This window comes from Mesorhizobium sp. M7A.F.Ca.CA.002.15.2.1, assembly GCF_003998715.1.
Classification (GTDB): domain Bacteria; phylum Pseudomonadota; class Alphaproteobacteria; order Rhizobiales; family Rhizobiaceae; genus Mesorhizobium; species Mesorhizobium ciceri.
Window position 1 is genome coordinate 1 of sequence record NZ_RZPI01000493.1, and the last position, 4,361, is coordinate 4,361.

At 62.7% G+C, this 4,361-nt stretch carries 5 protein-coding genes and 1 pseudogene; 3 read left to right on the top strand and 3 right to left on the bottom strand.

The genetic code is table 11. The features are described from left to right. A pseudogene (locus tag ENZ74_RS23455) lies at positions 1 to 292 on the top strand (RNA polymerase sigma factor); the annotation flags it as partial. A 118-nt stretch (positions 293 to 410) separates the two neighbouring features. Here the strand turns inward: ENZ74_RS23455 and ENZ74_RS23460 are convergent. Then, the gene (locus ENZ74_RS23460; RefSeq protein WP_063168675.1) at positions 411 to 980 is read right to left on the bottom strand and encodes a TetR/AcrR family transcriptional regulator; all 570 of its coding nucleotides are present in this window, start codon (positions 978 to 980) and stop codon (positions 411 to 413) included. A gap of 103 nt (positions 981 to 1,083) precedes the next feature. Here ENZ74_RS23460 and ENZ74_RS23465 point away from each other — a divergent pair, with 103 nt between their 5' ends. Further along, the gene (locus ENZ74_RS23465) at positions 1,084 to 1,899 is read left to right on the top strand and encodes an oxidoreductase (RefSeq protein ID WP_063168674.1); all 816 of its coding nucleotides are present in this window, start codon (positions 1,084 to 1,086) and stop codon (positions 1,897 to 1,899) included. Positions 1,900 to 1,964: 65 nt separating this feature from the next. Then, a complete protein-coding gene (locus tag ENZ74_RS23470; protein WP_063168673.1) occupies positions 1,965 to 2,966 on the top strand; it encodes an NADP-dependent oxidoreductase in 1,002 nt (333 codons plus the stop codon). Between the two features lie 20 nt (positions 2,967 to 2,986). Here the strand turns inward: ENZ74_RS23470 and ENZ74_RS23475 are convergent, their stop codons facing one another. Continuing rightward, entirely contained in the window at positions 2,987 to 3,460 is a 474-nt protein-coding gene (locus ENZ74_RS23475; RefSeq protein WP_027160885.1) for a VOC family protein, read from the bottom strand. A gap of 43 nt (positions 3,461 to 3,503) precedes the next feature. Beyond that, positions 3,504 to 4,361, bottom strand: an 858-nt coding sequence (locus ENZ74_RS23480; RefSeq protein ID WP_127313018.1) for a M20/M25/M40 family metallo-hydrolase, incomplete at its 5' end; no start/stop codon positions are given.

Consider the following 4,361-nt stretch of genomic DNA (forward strand, 5'->3'; position numbering starts at 1 on the left):
TCAGTCCCTGCATGCGACGCGCTCGGGTGCGGCGGATGTCGGCATGTTCTTCACGATCTACGCCAAAAGCGACCGCGTGTGGCTGACGCCGGCCTGGCTCGACGGCCGCGAGGTGATCGCTGTGTTCGAAAGCCATGCCGACCAGAAACCGCATCATTTCATGTGGCTGGAGTGGCGAGAAGGTCAGATCAGCTTCATCCGCGACTATCGCTATGTCAGCTATGTTACCGACGATGCCGAGCTGGTGCTGGCCAAGGACGCCAGGTCCTTCGGTCGCGGCACCGGGCACTGAAGAGCGGGCGCGCATCTGACCATCATACGGGCGGTGCTGTTCCTGCCCAAGGGGCCGATGCGGGGCTGGGCGTCGCACCGCCTGAGGATGTCTTTGACGTGCCCACGCGTGACATCCCCTAACTCTGCTCGATCAGCGCGCGCGCCGCAGCTTTCCCTGCCGCAAGGATACGATCCGACAATTCCGTTCCCTCCACGGCACGGGCCAGTTGAAGCGTGCCAATGAGGGTCGCAAAGATAGCGAACGCAACGCCCTCCGGATCAGGAGTTTGCGGCGGCAGCTCTACCGACACCTGGCGCACCTGGGTCAGCAAACGCTCGGTATAAAGCTGACGCGTTTCGGGTGGCTCGCGGGCGATTTCCGCCAGCAAGGCGGCAGAGGCGCAGCCCTTCCCGGGATTATCCCGATGCGCCGCAGACAGATATGTGTCTATGGCCATTGCCAAGCCGCCGGAGGCCAATGCTTGCCGTATCTCGTCGGATTGATCCTCGAGAGCTGCAGCGACCGTTTCACGGACAAGCGCCGCCTTTGATTGAAAGTGGGGATAGAAAGCCCCGTTCGTCAGCCCGGCGTCGCCCATGATGGTTGCCAGTCCGGACGCCGCTATGCCGTTTTTCCGAAAGCGTTCCGCGGCGACCTCCAGGATCCGGCCGCGCGAGGCGTCCTTCCTGCCCTTTTCGTAGCGCATGGCTGCTATTCCTTTCTGCTATTGCATTATGATCATAATCTGATATTACGACTGTAATTTAACAGATGCAAAAAAGCTAGCCCCCATGAGTTTGGAGCACGAAATGAAAACGAATGCCGGAAAAACCGCTGTTGTGACCGGAGCCTCTTCGGGCATCGGCCGCGCCAGTGCCGAAGCCCTTGCGCGGGCCGGGTTCACCGTCTTCGGAACCAGCCGGCGCAAGGCCGGCAACGATCCGGACGGGGTGATCATGCTGATCTGCGACGTGACCGACAGTGAGGCCGTTGCCGCACTCGTTTCGACGGTGCTCTCGCAGACCGGCCGGATCGACCTCTTGGTCAACAATGCCGGGGTCGGCCAGCTTGGAGGCGCCGAGGAATTCTCGATTGCCCAGGTGCAGGCTCTGTTCGACGTCAATCTGTTCGGCGTCATCCGCATGACCAATGCGGTGCTGCCGTCGATGCGGCAGCGTGGCGAGGGGCGCATCATCAATATCGGCTCTGTGCTGGGACTGGTGCCCGCGCCGTATTCAGCGCATTATTCGGCGGTCAAGCACGCGCTCGAGGGCTATTCGGAATCGCTCGACCACGAGGTTCGCGCCTTCAACATCCGCGTTTCGGTCATCGAGCCGGCATTCGTTCGTACTGTCTTCGACCAGAACGGGATCCAGCCGGATTCGCCGTTGCAGGAATACGATCAGGCCCGCGCTACGCTGGAAGCGCTGCTTCGCGACGTGATGCCTGTCGCCGACCGGCCGGAAATGGTGGCGCAAGTGGTCGTCAAGGCAGCGACCGATGCCCGTCCGCAACGGCGCTACACCGCCGGCAAGGCTGCGCGCCAGGTCAGCCTGCTGCGTCGCTTTGCTCCCGCGGGGATATTCGACAAGAGCCTGCGGAAACAATTCCGCCTGCCCGTTTGAACACAGCGAGCAGAGGATTTCACGCACATGCGACACACCAAAATCACTCTCAGAAAGTCACTGCCATGAAGGCATTCGTCGTCGACAAGTACAGCAAGAACGGCACTCTGCGGCTAGCCGAAATGCCGGAGCCGAAACTCGGGGACAGCGATGTCCTGGTCGAGGTCCACGCCGCGGCGGTGAACCTGCTCGATTCCAAGGTCAAAACCGGAGAGTTCAAGCTGATCCTGCCCTATCGCTGGCCCTTCATCCTGGGTCACGACGTGGCCGGGAGGGTTGTGCGCGTGGGATCGAAAGTCCGCAAATTCGACCTGGGCGACGACGTCTATGCGCGGCCGCGCGATGGCCGGATCGGGACGTTCGCCGAGTTCATAGCCATGGATGAAGCCGACGTGGCCCTGAAACCCGGGAACCTCAGCATGGAGGAGGCGGCCTCGATCCCGCTGGTCGGCCTGACCGCCTGGCAGGCGCTCGTCGAAAGGGCCAAGCTGAAGAAGGGACAGAAGGTCTTCATTCAAGCCGGTTCCGGCGGCGTGGGGACATTCGCCATCCAACTGGCAAAGCATCTCGGCGCGACCATTGCGACCACCGCCAGCGCGGCGAGTGCCGGTCTGGTCAAGGGGCTCGGCGCCGATATCGTCGTCGACTACAGGAAAGACGATTTCGAGAAAGTCCTTTCGGGCTACGACGTCGTCTTGAACAGCCAGGACGCCAAGACACTTGAAAAATCACTGAATGTGCTGAAACCGGGTGGCAAGCTCATCTCCATCTCCGGCCCACCGGATCCGGAATTTGCCAGGGAAAAGGGACTGAACGTGGTGCTGAGGCTGGTGCTTCGCCTGCTGAGCCGCGGTATTCGAGCGAAAGCCAAGCGCCGTGGCGTGACGTTCTCGTTCCTTTTCATGTGGGCGCAGGGCGAGCAGCTGAGCAAGATCGCATCGCTCATCGAATCCGGCGCGATCCGCCCGGTCGTCGACCGGATATTTCCCTTCGAGGCGACCAATGAGGCGCTGGCCTATGTCGAAACAGGACGCGCCAAGGGCAAGGTCGTCATCAAGGTCAGATAGCAACTCAGCCCCGATCGAGGTCAGCCGCGCCGGGCTGCGTCGATCGCCGCGACGTCGATCTTTGTCATCTCCATCATCGCATCAAAGGCGCGTTTGGCTTCCTCGCCGCCGGCCGCCATGGCCTCGGTCAGCGTGCGCGGCGTGATTTGCCAAGACACGCCCCATTTGTCCTTGCACCAGCCGCACACGCTCTCCTGGCCGCCATTGCCGACGATGGCATTCCAGTAGCGGTCGGTTTCCTGCTGATCGTCGGTGGCGATCTGGAACGAGAAGGCCTCGTTCTGCTTGAATGTGGAGCCGCCGTTCAATCCGATGCAGGGAATGCCGGCGACGGTAAATTCGACCGTCAACACGTCGCCTTTCTTGCCGGACGGAAAATCGCTCGGCGCACGGTGAACGGCGCCCACGCTGGTGTCGGGAAAGGTCTCTGCGTAGAAGCGCGCCGCAGCCTCGGCGTCCTTGTCGAACCAAAGGCAAATCGTGTTCTTCGGTATCTTTGGCATTGCATGTTCCTTTCGGCGTTGGAGTTGGCGGAGGTCAACCCAGGAGATTGCGTGCCGTGCGCATGAAGATCCTCGACCCGATCGGGATCAGGTCGTCGGGAAAGTCATAGTCGGGATTGTGCAAGGCGGGGTGCCGCTCGCCCGCACCGAGGAAGAACATCGCCGACTTGGCACTATGGCCGAACAGGCCGAAATCTTCCGAGGCGCGCATCGGCAGGGCCTCTTCGCCGTGCGATACGCCCTCTTCATCGAGCGCGCGCCGCAGATGCTCCACCGCGTCCGGCGCGTTGACGCTGGCGACGAAGATCTCGTGATAGTCCCAGCGGGCGGTAAGGCGATGCTCGCCGGCGATCCTGGCGACCAGTGCTTCGGCAGCAGCACAAAGGTTCGCCATGCGCTCGTCACGCCGGGTGCGCAGCGTTGCCCAGACCTGCGCATGAGCCGGCGCGATGCCGAACACGGCCTCGCCCATCGCGGCATGGGTGACGGTCAGCATGGAGAAGTCGTCGTCGGCGAAGGTTCCGCGCCCGAGCGCCGGCAGCGCCGGCATCAGCTCACTGATCGCCAGCATCGGCGAGGTGCCGGTCTCCGGCATGGATGAATGGGCGGTCTTGCCCTCCAGCACGATGCGCATGCCGCGTGACGCACAGTTGACCACGCCGGGCTTGAGCCGCACCTCGCCGAACGGCACGCCAGGCAGGTTGTGCAGCGAGAAAGCGAAATCCGGCGCGATCTCGCCGAAGCGGGGATCGGCAACGACGCCGGCTGCGCCATTGCCGGTTTCCTCCGCCGGCTGGAACATCAGCACGACGCGGCCGCTTGCAGGCCGCTCGCGCCCCAACTGCCGGCCGAGGGATGCCAGGATGGCGGTGTGTCCGTCATGGCCGCACAC